Origin of the sequence: Loktanella sp. D2R18 (genome assembly GCF_003318235.1) — a bacterium.
Classification (GTDB): Bacteria; Pseudomonadota; Alphaproteobacteria; order Rhodobacterales; family Rhodobacteraceae; genus Yoonia.
The window spans coordinates 1-12,963 of sequence record NZ_QOCG01000002.1 but is presented as its reverse complement, the minus strand read 5'-3'; the positions used below and the strand labels follow the sequence as shown (position 1 = coordinate 12,963).

Below are 12,963 nucleotides of genomic sequence, written 5' to 3'. Positions count from 1 at the left end.
TTCACCTCTGCTCAGGGTTTTGTTTTGTTAAGACATTTGCTCCCAGCGCTGCAAGCGCCGTGCGGAGTTCATCACTTTCAACGGTATCGGCCAAAGTTTCCGCCGCTGCGCGTATTTCAGCGGTTGGCGCTTTGCGCGTTTTTGGGGCGGGGGTAAAGGCCACGCGCCCTTCTGAAAACCCGGTTGGCGCGGTTTGGGTAATGCGTACACGCGCAATAGCACGGTAACCGTAGCAAGCATTCACCTTTTCACGAATTTGTTCTTTTTGCATTTCCAACATCGGGGCCTGCGCGCCTGTCGTAAGTAATGTCAGGGTCGCGCCCATACCACCTTTGCCGTAGCTGACGTTCACCGGCGTCGCGGTGCTAGCTGTCGCGTCGCCCACCACCTCTGACCAATGCGTCAACAAACGCGTCACTGCAAAGCCGCGCTCTTCGCTCGCAGACCGAATGCGGGTCTGCATCAACGTCGCCGCCCGAGAAAACCCGCGCGTGGTGCCAATGTGGCGTTGTTGTTTCATATCTGTTCTTTACTGTATGTGAACGCTTGCGCCAAGTCAGCGCCTGCATTCTGAAAGGTAAATAACCATTGCGTGACCTCAGCTTACAGCTTTTGGCCTGGTACGACGCCCATGCCCGCGCAATGCCGTGGCGGATACCGCCCGACGCGCGCAAGCGTGGCACCCTGCCCGACCCCTATGCCGTCTGGATGTCAGAGGTCATGTTACAACAAACCACTGTCGCTGCCGTCCGAGAATATCATAATAAATTCATGTCTTTATGGCCAAGCGTCGACGATCTTGCGGCAGCGGATGATGCGGATGTCATGGCTGCTTGGGCCGGGTTGGGGTACTATGCACGCGCACGCAACCTGCTGAAATGCGCCCGCGCTGTTGTCGCGGATCATGCTGGGGAATTCCCTGCCGATCATGCTTTGCTTCTCACCTTGCCGGGAATCGGGCCATATACCGCCGCCGCAATTGCATCGATTGCGTTTGACCTGCCCGAAACCGTTGTCGACGGGAATGTCGAACGGGTGATGGCACGGCTGTATGATATCCATGACCCGCTGCCGAAATCGAAACCGGCGCTGACTGAAAAGGCACGTGCGTTGACACCTGCGCGCCGCTCGGGTGATTACGCCCAAGCGGTTATGGACCTTGGCGCAACGATCTGCACACCGCGTAATCCAGCATGTGGGATTTGCCCATGGCGCACACCATGCACGGCGCGAATTGCAGGCACCGCAGCGGAACTTCCCAAGAAAGCGCCCAAAAAGAAAACACCCACGCGGCACGGCTTCGCTTATGTGGTGCAGCGCGACGATGGGGCGCTATTGCTTGAAACCCGGCCCGCAAACGGGTTGCTTGGCGGTATGTTGGGCTGGCCCGGATCGGAATGGGGGGATGCACCGGACCCAGCGCCGCCGCTTGACGCGGATTGGCAAACCCTGAACACACAGGCCCGCCACACGTTTACGCATTTTCACCTACGGCTCACGGTTATGGTCACCACCATCGATGTTCGGGTCACACCCACAAGCGGTAGATTTATCAGCGCAGCTGAATTTGACCCAAAATCCCTACCTACAGCCATGCGTAAAGTTTACGACATCGCGGCCCCGACGCTACGCAATGCTTGAACGCTAGTCACCGGATACCTAAGATTGCCTGCAGATAGGAGGCGCCCCATGCCAATCAACCGGATTACCGCAGCGCTGCCGTTTTGGCTGTCCTTGATGCTGATCCCGCTTGCGCTCGTCGCGGCAATCTATGGTGGCTGGACAATCGCGTTACTGCCGCTTTGCACATGGTTTTTGTTCAGCCTATTGGATTTCTTGCTAGGCTTGAACTTGGACAACAACGATCCAGAAACCAACATCAAATACCTGTTCTGGTACCGGGCGATCACAATTCTTTGGGTGCCGCTGCAACTGATCACAATCTTTGGAATTATGGCTTATGTCACCGCGTCCGACCACTTGGGTTGGGTGTCGCAATGGGCTCTTTTTGCGGGGCTTGGCATCTTATCTGGTACAATTGGAATTAATTACAGCCACGAGCTCATGCACCAAAAACCTAAATTTGAGCGGTGGTTGGGGGATATTTTGCTTGGGTCTGTCTTGTACGGGCATTTTCGATCCGAACACTTGCTTGTGCATCATCGCTATGTTGCCACACCGCGCGACCCCGTCAGTGCCCGCTATGGAGAATCATTTTATCATTTCTTTCCACGTGTGCTTTGGCAAAGTTTAAAATCCGCCTTTCTGGCCGAAAAAGCAATGCTATCGCGCAAAAAACTGCCCTGGCACCATCAATCAAATCCGTTTTGGCGGTACTGGGCGCTTGAAGTCGGCTTTGCGATCCTCGCGTGGATAATTGCCGGATGGTGGGGCGTTTTCCTATTTGCCACACAGGCGTTTTGGGCCGTGTTTCAGCTTGAGCTGGTAAATTACGTCGAACATTACGCGTTGACCCGCAAGCATCTGGGCGACGGGAAATATGAACATGTTAAGCCGCGCCATTCGTGGAATGCGGCACATAAGGCGTCGAACTGGCTGTTGATCAACCTACAACGCCATTCTGACCACCATTATAAACCAGATCGTCGCTTCCCACTTTTGCAAAACTATACCGAAGAAGAGGCCCCGCAATTGCCGCTTGGCTATCCGGTGATGACAATGGTTGCGCTTGTTCCGACCGCATGGCGGCGAATGATGCACCCCCGTGTCAAAGCGTGGCGCGCAAAATTCTATCCGGAAATCGAAGACTGGACCCCATACAAAGAAGCCACAAACCCGCTTCCTCGGTGATTACCGCGAGAGGAATTCCAATTGGATTGGCTGCTGCATCCCATCCAAAGGCCTGTACCCGAATTCTTCAATAATCCGGGGATCAGACCCTGATTCTTGCCAATACACAGCCGCGCGCTGATTGCGAACTTCGTGCATGATAGCGTCATAGGTTAGGTACAATGGCGATGTGGAAGCCGGAAATTGGTACTGGAGCGTTAGCAATGCATAACGGCCAACATGGTCGTTTTGAGCAGTTTCAATTGCAACATCCGCCAACGTTGGGCTGAATGTCCCGTCACCGTTTTGGAATTGTAAGTGTTGCGCAAAATACCTTGTGATCACAGCCACATGGGTCGCAGGAATTTCTTGCCAAAGTGTCGGTCCATGGATGCGAACGTAGTCGTCTTCTGTGTTTACTTCCGTGGTGCCCGAATACCCCAATACTGTCTCAGACAGCTCTGCGGTGTACTGCGCCATATATGCTGCGGCATCACTTTCGTTAAGGTCACCGACATATGTCTCGACCGCGGCAAGCAACAGTACCTGCTGATCGGCAGAAAGCTCGGTTACATTTAGCGCCGCTTCGCGCTGTTCATCAGACAATGACCGTAGCAACGCAGCGAACGCTTCGCGTTCTTGCATCAACGGCATATTTTCAGGCCCGTTCATTTCGAAACGTGGAAATGGTTCAATGCCACGAAAGGATGGTGTCGCCCCGGCCAACGCGCCCCATCAGAATGCTGGTATCGCCAAGGCGTTCATCGGCAGGTGGGCCTTCGCCATCACACGGTGGGCCGCCAGCGGGCTGTGCCTGTGCTGAACTCATCATTGCGAAAAACGTGATCGCAGTGACCCCCGTGCGTATGATGCGTGTCGTTCTCAACGACATACACGATACCGCAGCCAAGTAACACCGTGCGGAATGCGCGCTGTACAATCGGGTCGAGATGTCCGTAACTATGTCCCTGTCGGAGATCAAAGACACAAAAAAACCCGCCGTACGAAGACGGCGGGCAAAGTTAGTAATCGCGACCCCTGCCACCATGGCAGGGTGTTCCGCAATCACCGGCGGTATCAACGTTGGGGAATGCGACGCAAGTTGGCCTGCGTCAGTGCTTCGCCATCTCTGAGCGGATCTGCTGGCGCAGCAGATCAATCGGGACTTTTTGCCCGTCGCGTTTAAATTGCCAATAGGTCCAGCCGTTGCAGCTTGGGGCGCCTTCAAGATGGGCGCCGACCTGATGGATTGATCCTTTGATATCGTCACCAACAAGCGTGCCATCAGCACGTACTTTGGCTTTGTGACGACCATTCAGCGACCACAGTTCTTCACCGGGACGCAGCATGCCACGTTCAACAAGAACACCAAACGCCACGCGTGGTTCAGCGCGTTTAGAGACTGAAACCTCAAGTGCTTCGCTGTCGAATTTACGGGTATTGGCGATACGTTTTTCAGCAACCTTGCGGTAAGCTTCTTCGCGTTCAATCCCGATAAAATTCCGGCCCAGCATTTTGGATACAGCACCCGTGGTGCCTGTGCCAAAGAACGGGTCCAACACAACATCGCCGGGATTTGTTGTCGCGACTAAAACTCGATGCAGCAGTGATTGCGGCTTTTGCGTTGGATGCGCCTTTTCACCGGCATCGTTTTTCAAACGCTCATGCCCGGTACAGATCGGCAGCACCCAATCAGACCGCATTTGCACGCCTTCGTTCAAGGCCTTAAGCGCTTCGTAGTTAAAGGTGTATTTGCTGGCTTCTTCCTTGGACGCCCAGATCAGTGTTTCATGTGCGTTAGTAAGACGTTTGCCGCGGAAATTCGGCATTGGGTTGGATTTACGCCAGACAACATCGTTCAAAATCCAGAACCCTTGGTTTTGCAGTTCAGAACCCATGCGGAATACGTTGTGATAGCTACCAATGACCCAAATCGCGCCATTCGGTTTGAGGATACGGCGGGCAGCCTTGAGCCACGCTTTGGTAAAGTTGTCGTAAACCTTAAAGCTATCGAACTGGTCCCAGGCGTCATCAACTGCGTCGACCTTCGAATTGTCGGGACGGTGCAAATCGCCCTTGAGCTGTAGATTATAGGGCGGGTCCGCGAAAATCAGGTCAACTGAACCTTCTGGCAGGCTGTTCATCCGCTCAATGCAGTCGCCATCAAGGATCGTGTTCAGAGGGAGCGTGGAAGCCCCTTTTGCTTTGGTTTTAATCGTCATGTTCTGCCTCATACACCCGGCGGTTATTCCGCTCTTTGGTTGCCCCTAGTGTGAGTCACAGACGATTCGCTGTCAAAAGCTTTATTGAATCAATGGGTTACAATTTACTCTTGATACAAGATATTGTGCACCGGTTTGAACGAACGTCTATGGTGTGGGGTCACACCCAATTCGACCAAGCCGCTTTTATGCACCGCCGTTGGGTAACCCGCGTTCTTTTCCCACCCATATCCAGGGTACTGTTGCGCCAAATCCACCATGTGTCTATCGCGCCACACTTTGGCAATAACAGAGGCCGCCGCAATCGACAGGCTACGCCCATCACCTTTGACAATTGTTTCGCTCGAAACGGTCAAGCCCCGTGGCACCAGATTGCCATCGATCAAGGCATGGTCGGCTGGGCGTGCGAGCCCATCAAGCGCACGTACCATCGCAATATGCGACGCGCGGAGTATGTTGTGTTCATCAATTTCCGCGACCGTGGCCTGCGCCAGCGACACGTCTGCAACCGCCATAATTCTATCATATAGCGCATCGCGTTTCTTGGCTGTCAGCTTTTTACTATCATTCAGCCCGGCGGGTATATTGTTGGTATCAAGAATGACCGCAGCGGCCACGACCGGCCCCGCAAGCGGACCGCGCCCGACCTCATCTACGCCAGCGATTGCCGAAAAGCCGCGCGCCATCGCGGCCTGTTCAAATGTATAATCAGGATGTGTCATAGGGCCAGTGACCAGAACGCGGGCTGCGTTTCAAGATTAAAAAGGGGCAAGGGCCATATCGAACCCTTGCCCCAAGGTGGCGCAGCGACCGGGGCTTGAAGCCACGCTTTATGCCGACGCCTTAATGACGTCGATCAATACGGTACCCTTCTTGGCGCAAGCAGGTCGGATCGAAGCCGTTGCGCGCCCGGTTTCCTGTAAACACGCGCACTTCGCAACGGTTGGGCAGCGCATTCACGCGCACATCATTGCGTTGCAGACAGTTGCTTGTGAACACTTGGTTATTGCGACCAATATCGCGCAAACATTCTGACGGTAGGCGCGTGTTATGTCTTTGATCATTGCCTTGCGTGGGATGGCGCTGCGGTGATCGGGTTTGCGTGGGCGATGAATGCTGGTCATTGTCATTCCGGTTTTCAATTGCCGCCCCCAGTGCGGCAAGCGCAACTATCCCAAAAATAATCTTCCCCGCATCGTCACGGTCAATGCCATCGGCCTGTGCGGGCATCGCTGTTGCGAATGTAAGTGACAGGGCGGTAACCCCAGCGATCAGTGGTTTAAACATGTGTTTTCCTTTCATCTGTTGCGCCTTTGTGATCGGGTCGACGCTGATGAAACGAAATTGCAGCCCGGACCTGCTGCCAAACAATATCGGGGGATGGTTATGCGATGGCCCACGCGATAACATCGGAAGTTATTGAATATCACGGCGCTTTGAGGTCAGTTAGAAACCATGAAAATTCTTTCTTATACATTCATGACGTTTTGTCTGACTGCGGGTGCCGCCCAAGCCGATTGCTATGCCGATTATAAGGCCAAGCAAGACGACCCACTGCGACTTCACTATGGCGTGACACAGGTACGTGACGCTTGTAGTGTACGGTCAGCCGAAGATCAGCTTCGCGCCGCGCTACGGGCAGACGGCTGGGAACTGTTGAATGTGCTTGGCGTCTTTGATGACGCAGGGCTGCAAGAAAGAAGGGACAGCGCTGGTGACTACTTCCTCCGCTACTGAGGCTCGTGAAATTGGATCGCGGATTGTTGTCGCGGGAATCGCAGCAATCGTTTTGATCCTCGCAATCGCGGCTATTCTATTGTTCATCAACCTACCTGACGCCAACGCATTTAACCTGCGCGTGGAACGATTATTTGTGGAAAACGATACGCTGACCGGGAACGCAGAGATCAAGCTGCTCGAAATCTTAGCCCAATCGGGCACTGCGTTCTCGGATACGTTGTCATCTTATCGCTTTGTCATCTTTGTCTTGCTGGTGTTTGCGACAGCGCTGCTAATCGCAGCCGTCGCATTTCTAGCTATGCTTGTGGTATTGAACCGCCGCATGGGTCGCATTGAACGCCAAGGGATCGAAGTCAATTCATTGACCATCAGCCGCGATCAAAAAGCAGTCTACCTGAACGATTTTGAATTCAAGCTGACCGCGGCGGCGATTGAAACACTGTCGGTCTTGGCCGAAGCCCGCATGGATGACGAGGTACTATCTGGTGCCGAAATCGAAGGCGTCATATCTGGTCGCGACAGTTCCGACTGCGAAGAAGCCGCCGGCGCCACCCGGATCAAGCGCCTACGCGATACGCTGGGGAACCAGATGGTCAGTGAACTATTGGTCAAAAATATCGCGCGTCAGGGCTATATGTTGGCAATCGATAAAGATGTCATTCGCATGGTCTAGAAAAAAATATGACAATCCGTCGCACGAATCACCTGTCGGTTGTGAAAGAGCTGAACCACCTGTTTCTATATCAAATGCAGCTTTAGGTCGTAACTTAGGTCATAAAAATTGACATTTTGATCTGTATTGGGGCCATTTCCTCGAATTTGGAAAGAATTCGCCGCATTTTGCGCACAATTGAAACGGTTAATGACAGTTACCCAAAAAAACAAAGGCCCGAACACATCACTTCCGCTGTTTTGCGACAACACAGCTGAAAATGTAGCGGGGAGGAGAGTTATTAACGATGAGTAAGCGAACTAATAAATCACTAGGCATGATGACCCTAGCGAGCGGCCTGACACTCGCAAGCTTGGCACATGCAGGTGAAGTGACATTGTCATCCGCAGATGGCACGGTGAACATGACAGGCGAATTTGTCGATTTCCAGGACAACGCCTATGTCATTTTAACCCCCCTCGGTCAGTTGCGGGTTGCAGCAAGCCGGGTGAGCTGTTCGGGCGAATCTTGCCCATCGCTCGGTGCTGTAGATACGGACATCACAATTGCGGGTTCCGACGTGGTTGGGTCCGGCCTGATGCCGCTTCTTTTGGAGGGTTACGCCGGTTCGCTTGATGCGGCTGCTGCGCTAGGTAACACCAGTCAAAACGGCGAACTGATTGCGACGCTTACTGCGGATCAAGGTTTTGGTGACGATCTCGTTTCAATCCTTGTTAGCGGAACAGGATCATCGGATGGTTTCCAAAAACTTCTGGCTGAAGAAGCAGAAATTACGATGTCTTCGCGCCGCATTGTCCCCGGCGAGGCGCGCAGCCTACGTGACGCAGGCGCAGGCAACATGGTTGACCCCGCCCAAGAGCACATCATCGCGATTGATAGCCTTGTCATGATCACCAACGCCGAAAACCCGATTGAAACGCTAACGACCGATCAAGTCCGCGCCATCTATTCCGGCCAAATCACAAACTGGTCACAGGTTGATGGCCCAGATTTGCCAATCGTCGTCGTTACCCAGTCAGAAGAATCCGGCACGCGAACCGTGTTTGAAGACCGCATTTTTGGCGACACCACAGCGTCGCTTGCATCTGGGGCGCAGATTGCAGGATCTGGCAGCGAAGCTTCTCAATTGGTTAACGCAACACAAGGCGCAATCGGCGTTGTCGGTTATTCGTTCCAACGTGGTGCGAACCCTGTGAGCTTAATCAACGAATGCGGGATCACAATGACACCTGACGCATTCTCAGCACGCACCGAAGAATACGCGCTGCAGCGTCGTCTGTATCTTTACACCCGCGCAGACACAATTTCCGACCAATCCCGCTCATTCGTAGAATTTGCTACGTCGAACGCCGCTGACAGCCTGATCGGCAAAGCTGGCTTTATCGGATTTGCAGTTGATCGTCGTGAGCAGTCGCTTGATAGCAGCCGCGCACTTAGCTTGCTTGACCCTGCGGCGGACGCTTATGAGGCTGGCTTTATGCGCCAGATGCTGGGCCAGATGGTCGATTATGACCGCCTATCCACAACATTCCGCTTCCGGACAGGGTCCGCGCAGCTTGATGAACGTGGTCGGATCGACCGTGACCGTCTTGTTGAGTACCTTGAAACGCAGCCTGCAGGATCCGAAGTTCTTCTGGTCGGCTTCACCGACGATGTTGGGCAGTTTGACGGTAACCGTGTTCTGTCAGAACAGCGCGCGTCCCAAGTCTCACAAGAATTGGCTGCGTATGCAGGTGACCGTTTGAATGACATCTCTATTTCATCAATCGGATACGGGGAGGTTGCACCCTCTGGCTGTAACGCGACCCAAGAAGGCCGCCGCATCAACCGTCGCGTCGAAGTCTGGATCAAGTCACCCGCTTAACTTGCTCAGTCAGACCTAAATCGGATACGTGCATCGGGCAAATCTTCGCCGAGTATGGGGAGTACTCGGCGGACAGCTTCACATTGCCCTCACCGCCGTATGGGATGGAAACGATAAGGAAACGATATGTCATATCACACAACACTAACGGCCAAGTTGGCAACGTCTCGGCGGTTCACGTTCTCTGGACTAAGCCGGGTTGCTACAGCGGCCTCGATCAGCCTTTGCATCGCAAGCGGTGCCTCTGCCCAAAGCATCGCGACAGACGTAGGTGCCAGCGAACGCATCAACATTGCTGGCCAGCTTTCAACTCTTAGCCAACGCATCATTGCTTCGGCTTGCAACCTCAACTCCGGCATCACAGTACGTGAAAGCCAAGCTGTCCTCGAAATCTCGGCACAGCAATTCGGCGTTATCACCGATGCTCTGCTCAATGGAAATCGCCGCATGGGCGTGTTGGGTACAGAAGTCCGCCCACGCACGCTGCAAGTGATGGAGGAGCTGAACACGTCATGGGGTCCGCTTCTTGACCAAGCGACAGCCACCGCCGTTGCCGGTAACGACAACGCGCAGATCAAGACACTCGCAGACCAAAGTGACCCGCTATTGCACACTGCAAACGTTCTGGTGAGTGAAATCACGGGCCAATATGCCGATCCGGTTGCATTGCTTCATGCCGATGCGCTTTTGATCGACCTTTCGGGGCGTCAACGGACATTGGCCGCGCAAATGTCCAAAGATGTTTGCCTCATTGCATCAGGTATTAACGTCGAACAGGCCCAAGCCGATCTCGCACGTAACAGCAAGCTTTTCAGCGACACGTTGACAGCTTTGCGCAACGGGCTGGAAAGCGTTGGGGTGCGCCCCCCGCCGACACCCCGGATCGAAGAAGGCCTGCAGTTCGCAGTTGAAGAATGGGACACAGTGCAGCCGCTTCTTGAGCAAGTTCAAAGCGGCGCAGAAATCGACGAAGCTGCACGTCAACGCCTGTTCTTTGCCTTCCTTGGCATTGAGGCGCGGATGAACAACGTGACCATCCTCTACGACAAAAACTCCAAATTGGGCCTCTAAGGCGCATGAATGCTAACAAAAAGGGCGCCCATTGTGGCGCCTTTTTTACGTTACTGGAATTGGGCAGGCGCATATTTTAGCAAGACGGGCACAACCAACTCTTCTTCATCAATCAAATGCCGATTGAGCATCGTACCAAACCCATCAAGGACACCGTGCAAACCACCTAACGTGTCACGAAAATTGGCGGTTTTACCCACATCCGTTTGCAGAACAGCATTCGCTGAATCTGCCAACCCAGACAGCAACCCATCCATTGCATGGTGATCTGAATCCAACAGATCAAACCCCCGCGCGATCCCTGTGTCGAGCTGCGCCATGACAGGGAAATACTTTGCATCCTCAATTTGATGATGTCCGTGCAGTTGATTGATCAACATGCCACCAAAACGCGATAGCGCCCGTTTGTAGATTTCGGGATCACTCTGCCCATTCATGACACCATGCAGATCATCATTCAGATGCGCCAGCAGACGTCGAAACATCAGATGGCGATCCAACCAAAACGCGATCAGCTGTGAATACGCGGGATGCGATTGCCAGGCTTCGCGCGGAAACTCTTTGATCAAAACGCGCAGCGGATCGGGTAAACCCGTGCGTTTAGCGAGTACGAGTTCAGAGGTCATGACAGTCCTATCGGTCACTTTCGCTGCCCCCAACCTAGCGCAATACGCACTAACTGAGTCAGTTACTTATGTGCTCAGATGCAGACCTTACCTGCGAGGGCGCAGCGTGTCACCAAAGGCCAGCTTTGGGCTAAGTGTCACCAGCTGCCCATCTTCTTGATCCGCACCACTGTGGTAATCCGCGATAATTTGGGCGGCCTTCACCCCGATTTCGCGACGGCAGGCATCCATCGTGGCAAGTTGTCGTGGCAATCCGTCTAACAATTCGACACCATTAAACGCGGCCAACCCAATCTTGCCCGGCACATCTATCCCTTTTTCGAGAAGATACAGCAAACCGCCGGCGCCAATCATATCATTCGAGAAATACAGAAAATCAAGGTCGGGCGTGCGTTCAACCATCTTCGCGGTCATCTCGCGGCCCTTGGCCAATGCAGACCCGCCCGAGTAAAACTCCTGATCTGCGATCTCAACGCCGGATTGGGCCAAGGTACGCGTAAACCCTTCGAACCGTTTGCGCGCACGGTGGTCAAGCGGCATTTTCGTACCCATAAAGCCAATCCGCTTGTACCCTGCGGCAAGAATTTCTTCGGCCATGATACGCCCCGCGCGGCGATGCGAAATCCCGACACAGGCGTCAATTGGTTCGCCATCAACGTCCATGATTTCGACAACCGGAATGCCCGCTTGGCGCAGCATCGCGCGCGAAGCTTCGGAGTGTTCCAGCCCTGCGATGATCACACCAGAGGGACGCCACGACAGCATCTCAAACAGAACTTTTTCTTCCTTTTCTGGAAGATAGTCGGTCACGCCGACAACGGGCTGCAACTCTGTATCTTCAAGAACTTCGGATATGCCTGATAGGACTTCAGGGAAAACCATGTTCCCCAAAGATGGAATAATCACTGCAACAAGATTGACGCGCTGCGACGCCAAAGCCCCGGCAATTTTATTGGGTACATAGCCCAACTGCTTGGCGGCGTCCTGCACCTTTTGGCGGGTTGCGGCGCTCACATCCCCTTTGTTGCGCAGCACACGGCTGACGGTCATTTCGCTGACGCCCGAAGCTTCGGATACATCACGCAGGGTCAATGGGCGTTTATTACGGCTCGTCACGGCGTCATCCTGTCATTGTATCCGCCATTGTTAACGACCCTTTGACCCGTTGACCAGATGAACAAACGAAGGCATTGATCGATCGGAACGGCCCCGTGGCTCAACTGGATAGAGCAGCCCCCTCCTAAGGGGCAGGTTGCAGGTTCGAATCCTGCCGGGGTCACCAAATCTGCCAATAATGTCCGTCGTCAGTGTTTTTGGAACCAATGGTAGCTTAAACTAAGAGAGAGTTTGGCTCATCTGGTTGGTTGCATTATGCGGCGCGTTGTCTGTGATGCAAGCGTCGCGTTTCGAGTGTCTTTCGTTTGATCCTTTCTCGTTGTTGTAGAATGGCGTTGTCGCGACCAAAGTATACGTCGGCCGGTGTGACGTTGTTCAGGCTCTCGTGGTAGCGCTGGTGATTGTAGTGTTCCACGAAGGCTTCGATCTAGGCTTCGAGGTCACCCGGCAAGAAGTAGTTTTCCAGCAGGATGCGGTTCTTCAAAGTCTGGTGCCATCGTTCGATTTTGCCCTGCGTTTGTGGATGATATGGCGCGCCGCGAGAGTGTTTCATGCCTTTGTCCTGCAACCATTCAGCAAGATCGCCAGAGACATAGCTGGACCCATTATCGCTAAGCAGGCGCGGTTTATGAACGACGTGGACCTGATCGCAACCTGACGCCTGCAACGCCAAGTCCAACGTGTCAGTCACATCCTCAGCCTTCATGTTCGTACAGAGTTTCCATGAGATAATGGAACGGCTGTAATCGTCCAGGATAGTGCTGAGGTAGAACCAGCCCCAACCGATGATCTTCAGGTAGGTGAAGTCGGTCTGCCACAGCTGATTGATGGCCGTCGTCTTGTCTTTGAACTCGCTGGCGG

14 protein-coding genes, 1 tRNA gene and 1 pseudogene are annotated in these 12,963 nt (G+C 53.7%); 7 read left to right on the top strand and 9 right to left on the bottom strand.

The annotated features are described in order from the left end of the window. Nucleotide 1 precedes the first annotated feature (1 nt). Nucleotides 2-520, bottom strand: a complete 519-nt coding sequence (locus DS901_RS00140) for a DUF721 domain-containing protein (RefSeq protein ID WP_113774906.1) — start codon at nt 518-520, stop codon at nt 2-4. A 122-nt stretch (nt 521-642) separates the two neighbouring features. On the opposite strand from DS901_RS00140, the gene DS901_RS00135 reads away from it, so the two are divergent. Both DS901_RS00135 and DS901_RS00130 read left to right on the top strand, forming a co-directional pair. Beyond that, nucleotides 643-1,641 carry an A/G-specific adenine glycosylase gene (locus DS901_RS00135; RefSeq protein WP_404932330.1) on the top strand — a complete coding sequence of 333 codons (999 nt, stop codon included), beginning with the start codon at nt 643-645 and terminating at the stop codon, nt 1,639-1,641. Between the two features lie 48 nt (nt 1,642-1,689). Further along, complete coding sequence (locus DS901_RS00130; RefSeq protein WP_113774904.1) at nt 1,690-2,811, top strand: alkane 1-monooxygenase; 1,122 nt, start codon at nt 1,690-1,692, stop codon at nt 2,809-2,811. Here the strand turns inward: DS901_RS00130 and DS901_RS00125 are convergent, their stop codons facing one another. The 5 genes from DS901_RS00125 to DS901_RS00105 form a co-directional block, all read right to left on the bottom strand. Then, a complete protein-coding gene (locus DS901_RS00125; RefSeq protein ID WP_258546606.1) occupies nt 2,812-3,435 on the bottom strand; it encodes a DUF3500 domain-containing protein in 624 nt (207 codons plus the stop codon). It lies immediately after the preceding gene. Nucleotides 3,436-3,481: 46 nt separating this feature from the next. Next, nucleotides 3,482-3,682 carry a hypothetical protein gene (locus DS901_RS00120; RefSeq protein WP_113774902.1) on the bottom strand — a complete coding sequence of 67 codons (201 nt, stop codon included), beginning with the start codon at nt 3,680-3,682 and terminating at the stop codon, nt 3,482-3,484. A 220-nt stretch (nt 3,683-3,902) separates the two neighbouring features. Continuing rightward, the gene (locus DS901_RS00115) at nt 3,903-5,012 is read right to left on the bottom strand and encodes a site-specific DNA-methyltransferase (protein ID WP_113774901.1); all 1,110 of its coding nucleotides are present in this window, start codon (nt 5,010-5,012) and stop codon (nt 3,903-3,905) included. A gap of 104 nt (nt 5,013-5,116) precedes the next feature. Beyond that, on the bottom strand, nt 5,117-5,734 hold the full coding sequence (locus DS901_RS00110; protein ID WP_113774900.1) for a ribonuclease HII: 618 nt from the start codon (nt 5,732-5,734) through the stop codon (nt 5,117-5,119). 121 nt (nt 5,735-5,855) lie between these two features. Then, entirely contained in the window at nt 5,856-6,299 is a 444-nt protein-coding gene (locus DS901_RS00105; protein ID WP_147249816.1) for a hypothetical protein, read from the bottom strand. Nucleotides 6,300-6,467: 168 nt separating this feature from the next. On the opposite strand from DS901_RS00105, the gene DS901_RS00100 reads away from it, so the two are divergent. The 4 genes from DS901_RS00100 (at nt 6,468) to DS901_RS00085 (ending at nt 10,360) form a co-directional block, all read left to right on the top strand. Continuing rightward, nucleotides 6,468-6,749, top strand: a complete 282-nt coding sequence (locus DS901_RS00100) for a hypothetical protein (RefSeq protein ID WP_113774898.1) — start codon at nt 6,468-6,470, stop codon at nt 6,747-6,749. After that, entirely contained in the window at nt 6,691-7,425 is a 735-nt protein-coding gene (locus DS901_RS00095) for a winged helix-turn-helix domain-containing protein (protein WP_404932325.1), read from the top strand. The genes DS901_RS00100 and DS901_RS00095 overlap by 59 nt, the downstream gene beginning before the upstream one ends. 286 nt (nt 7,426-7,711) lie before the next feature. Continuing rightward, nucleotides 7,712-9,289: a phosphate ABC transporter substrate-binding/OmpA family protein gene (locus tag DS901_RS00090; RefSeq protein ID WP_113774897.1), complete on the top strand. Its 1,578-nt coding sequence runs from the start codon at nt 7,712-7,714 to the stop codon at nt 9,287-9,289. A 126-nt stretch (nt 9,290-9,415) separates the two neighbouring features. After that, entirely contained in the window at nt 9,416-10,360 is a 945-nt protein-coding gene (locus DS901_RS00085) for a type IV pili methyl-accepting chemotaxis transducer N-terminal domain-containing protein (RefSeq protein WP_113774896.1), read from the top strand. 50 nt (nt 10,361-10,410) lie between these two features. Here the strand turns inward: DS901_RS00085 and DS901_RS00080 are convergent, their stop codons facing one another. After that, on the bottom strand, nt 10,411-10,986 hold the full coding sequence (locus DS901_RS00080) for a hemerythrin domain-containing protein (protein WP_113774895.1): 576 nt from the start codon (nt 10,984-10,986) through the stop codon (nt 10,411-10,413). Between the two features lie 87 nt (nt 10,987-11,073). Continuing rightward, nucleotides 11,074-12,102, bottom strand: coding sequence for a LacI family DNA-binding transcriptional regulator (locus tag DS901_RS00075; RefSeq protein WP_113774894.1), 1,029 nt, complete (start codon nt 12,100-12,102; stop codon nt 11,074-11,076). Between the two features lie 89 nt (nt 12,103-12,191). On the opposite strand from DS901_RS00075, the gene DS901_RS00070 reads away from it, so the two are divergent. Further along, nucleotides 12,192-12,268: transfer RNA gene (locus DS901_RS00070), tRNA-Arg, on the top strand. A gap of 87 nt (nt 12,269-12,355) precedes the next feature. Here DS901_RS00070 and DS901_RS00065 read toward each other — a convergent pair. Next, nucleotides 12,356-12,963 (bottom strand): annotated as a pseudogene (locus DS901_RS00065) (transposase); the annotation flags it as partial.

Excerpts from the sequence above, each read along its gene's own strand:
- DS901_RS00140 (WP_113774906.1), bottom strand. The coding sequence starts at position 520 with ATGAAACAACAACGCCACATTGGCACCACGCGCGGGTTTTCTCGGGCG.
- DS901_RS00135 (WP_404932330.1), top strand. The coding sequence starts at position 643 with ATGCCGTGGCGGATACCGCCCGACGCGCGCAAGCGTGGCACCCTGCCC.
- DS901_RS00130 (WP_113774904.1), top strand. The coding sequence starts at position 1,690 with ATGCCAATCAACCGGATTACCGCAGCGCTGCCGTTTTGGCTGTCCTTG.
- DS901_RS00125 (WP_258546606.1), bottom strand. The coding sequence starts at position 3,435 with ATGCAAGAACGCGAAGCGTTCGCTGCGTTGCTACGGTCATTGTCTGAT.
- DS901_RS00120 (WP_113774902.1), bottom strand. The coding sequence starts at position 3,682 with ATGTCGTTGAGAACGACACGCATCATACGCACGGGGGTCACTGCGATC.
- DS901_RS00115 (WP_113774901.1), bottom strand. The coding sequence starts at position 5,012 with ATGACGATTAAAACCAAAGCAAAAGGGGCTTCCACGCTCCCTCTGAAC.
- DS901_RS00110 (WP_113774900.1), bottom strand. The coding sequence starts at position 5,734 with ATGACACATCCTGATTATACATTTGAACAGGCCGCGATGGCGCGCGGC.
- DS901_RS00105 (WP_147249816.1), bottom strand. The coding sequence starts at position 6,299 with ATGTTTAAACCACTGATCGCTGGGGTTACCGCCCTGTCACTTACATTC.
- DS901_RS00100 (WP_113774898.1), top strand. The coding sequence starts at position 6,468 with ATGAAAATTCTTTCTTATACATTCATGACGTTTTGTCTGACTGCGGGT.
- DS901_RS00095 (WP_404932325.1), top strand. The coding sequence starts at position 6,691 with ATGACGCAGGGCTGCAAGAAAGAAGGGACAGCGCTGGTGACTACTTCC.
- DS901_RS00090 (WP_113774897.1), top strand. The coding sequence starts at position 7,712 with ATGAGTAAGCGAACTAATAAATCACTAGGCATGATGACCCTAGCGAGC.
- DS901_RS00085 (WP_113774896.1), top strand. The coding sequence starts at position 9,416 with ATGTCATATCACACAACACTAACGGCCAAGTTGGCAACGTCTCGGCGG.
- DS901_RS00080 (WP_113774895.1), bottom strand. The coding sequence starts at position 10,986 with ATGACCTCTGAACTCGTACTCGCTAAACGCACGGGTTTACCCGATCCG.